This is a genomic window from Calidithermus terrae (assembly GCF_003574345.1).
GTDB classification, from domain to species: Bacteria; Deinococcota; Deinococci; order Deinococcales; family Thermaceae; genus Calidithermus; species Calidithermus chliarophilus.
On sequence record NZ_QXDL01000359.1, the window covers coordinates 1 to 2328 of the forward strand.

Annotated in this window: 2 protein-coding genes; both read right to left on the bottom strand. The window is 70.6% G+C overall.

Annotated features, from left to right (window positions below):
* Positions 1-160: 160 nt before the first annotated feature.
* Complete coding sequence (locus tag Mterra_RS20650; protein WP_119316797.1) at positions 161-835, bottom strand: ABC transporter ATP-binding protein; 675 nt, start codon at positions 833-835, stop codon at positions 161-163.
* Positions 836-847: 12 nt separating this feature from the next.
* Positions 848-1987: an ABC transporter permease gene (locus Mterra_RS20655; RefSeq protein ID WP_119316798.1), complete on the bottom strand. Its 1140-nt coding sequence runs from the start codon at positions 1985-1987 to the stop codon at positions 848-850.
* Positions 1988-2328: the final 341 nt, after the last annotated feature.

Below are 2328 nucleotides of genomic sequence, written 5' to 3' on the forward strand. Positions count from 1 at the left end.
GGCGTTCTTGCGGAGGGTCGATAGCCGATAACTAAGGGCCCGTAGCTCGTGGCGTGTGAAAAGTCGAGAGTCTAGGGCCGAGGATCGAGGGCCGAGGCGTCTTGCGTCTTGCGTACGACGTACGACGCACGACCCGCGCCCGGCTATCGGCCCTCGACCATCAGCCATCCACCAACCTCCCGTCCCTCAACCGCAAGACCCAATCCGCCCGCCGGGCGAGCTCGAGGTCGTGCGTCACCAGGATGACGGTGCGGCCCTTGCGGGCTTGGGAGGTGATGAGCTCCATCACCCGCTCGCCCGAGGCGCTGTCGAGGTTGCCGGTGGGCTCGTCGGCGAAGAGGATGGGCGGGTCGAGGGCCAGCGAGCGGGCGATGGCGACGCGCTGCTGTTCGCCGCCCGAGAGGCGGTTGGGGAGGTGCTTGACCCGCTTCTCCAGGCCCACCTGCGCCAGCAGGGCGGCGGCGCGCTCCTGGCGCTCCTTGAGGCGGTGCCCGGCGAGCATCAGGGGGAAGGCGACGTTCTCGAGCGCGGTGAGGGTGGGGATGAGGTTCCACTGCTGGAACACGAATCCCATCAGCCGCAGGCGCAGCTCGGCGCGGCGGCCCTCGTCGAGCTTGGAGAGCACCACGACCTTTTCCCCCTCCTGCACGCGCACTTCGCCCTCGGTGGGGGTGTCGAAACCGGCCAGCAGGTTGAGCAGGGTGGTCTTGCCCGAGCCGGAGGGGCCCACCACGGCGGTGATGCCGGGCTGGAAGCGGTGGCTGAAGCGGTCCACGGCGACGACGTCGATCTCGCCCTGGTGGAAGCGTTTGGTGAGGTGGGTGGCCTCGAGCACGTCGTCCTCCCTTCAGACCCGGCCCAGCGCCTCGACCACCGGGATGCGGCTGGCGGTGCGGGCGGGCAGCACGCCGGCCAGCAGGCCCAGCCCCAGCGCCACCAGCAGCGCGAAGAGGGCCAGGCGCGGCGTGACCGAGGAGAGCGCGAGCCCCACCTCCCGCACGGTGTACCAGTTGACCGCGAAGGAGGCCACCTGGCCCAGCAGCAGCCCCAGCAGCCCGCCCACCAGCCCCAGCAGGAGGGCCTCGAGCAGCACCAGCCCGAAGATGAAGCGCCGCCGCGCCCCGATGGCCCGCATCAGCCCGAACTCGCGGATGCGCTCGTAGACCGACATCATCACCGTGTTCGCCACCAGCAGGCCGCCCACCAGCAAGGCCACCAGGCTGATGCCGAAGCGCACCAGGTCGCTGATGCGCACCGCCCGCTCCGCGAAGCGGAGCACGTCGCCCGCCGTCTGCGCGTCCACGCCGGGGATGCGGGCCTCGATGGCCGCGGCCACCTCTTCGGCGCGGCGGTCGTCGCGGACGGACAGCAGGACCGAGGTGTAGTTCTTCGTGCCCAGCACCGCGTGGACGGCCTCGACGGGCACGTAGATCACGCTGTCGGCGATGCCCCCGGCCCGCTCGAGCACCCCCACCACCTCGAGCGAGACCTCCGGCGACAGGCGCAGGGTCTTGCCCAGGCCCAGCTTGTTGCGCTCGGCGATGGTCCCGCCCACCACCGCGCCCCCCTCGCCCGGCGTGACCACGCCCTCGGCCACCTCGAGGTTGGGGTAGAGGTCCTTGGGGCCGACCCCCTGCGGCAGCCCCTGGAAGGCGAAGCTGCTCGTGGGGTCGAAGCCGCCCCGCACGAAGACCGCGCTGGGGATGACTTTGGTGACGCCCAGCTCGCCGGCGAGGGCCTCGAGCTGCCCCACCACCTCGGGCCGCAGCTCGGGGTAGCCCGCGCTGAAGGCCTCCACCCCCTCCGGCAGCACCAGCAGGGCCGGCCCCACGCTCGAGAGCTCCGCCCCCAGCGCCTTGCGCAGCCCCTCCCCGAAAGACATGAACAACACCATGCTCGCCGTCGCCACCACGATGCCCAGCAGCGTCAGCAGGCTGCGCACGGGCCGCGCGCGCAGGTTGCGGTAGACCAGGGCCAGGACTTCCATGAGCCTGAGGATACCGGTTGGGGCAGGGGAGAGGAGGGTGGTAGGGTGCAAAGGGTGCGATGGTTAATGGCCGAACGCCCAGCGCGGGTCGTGCGTCGTACGTCGTACGTCTTACGCGAGACGCAAAACGCGAGACGCCTTGTCACCCCCCTTAACAAGGGGGGCCGGGGGGGATAAACCCTCCCCGCGCGCGGGGAGGGTTAAACCACGGGCTACAAGCTGACTGCTCTCCGCTTACCGCTTCCTATATGCTCACCCCATGCGACTCGTTGCCGTGTTCGGTTCGGCCCGTTGTGCGCCGCAGACGCCGCAGTACCTCGAGGCTTATGCCTGGGGGCGGG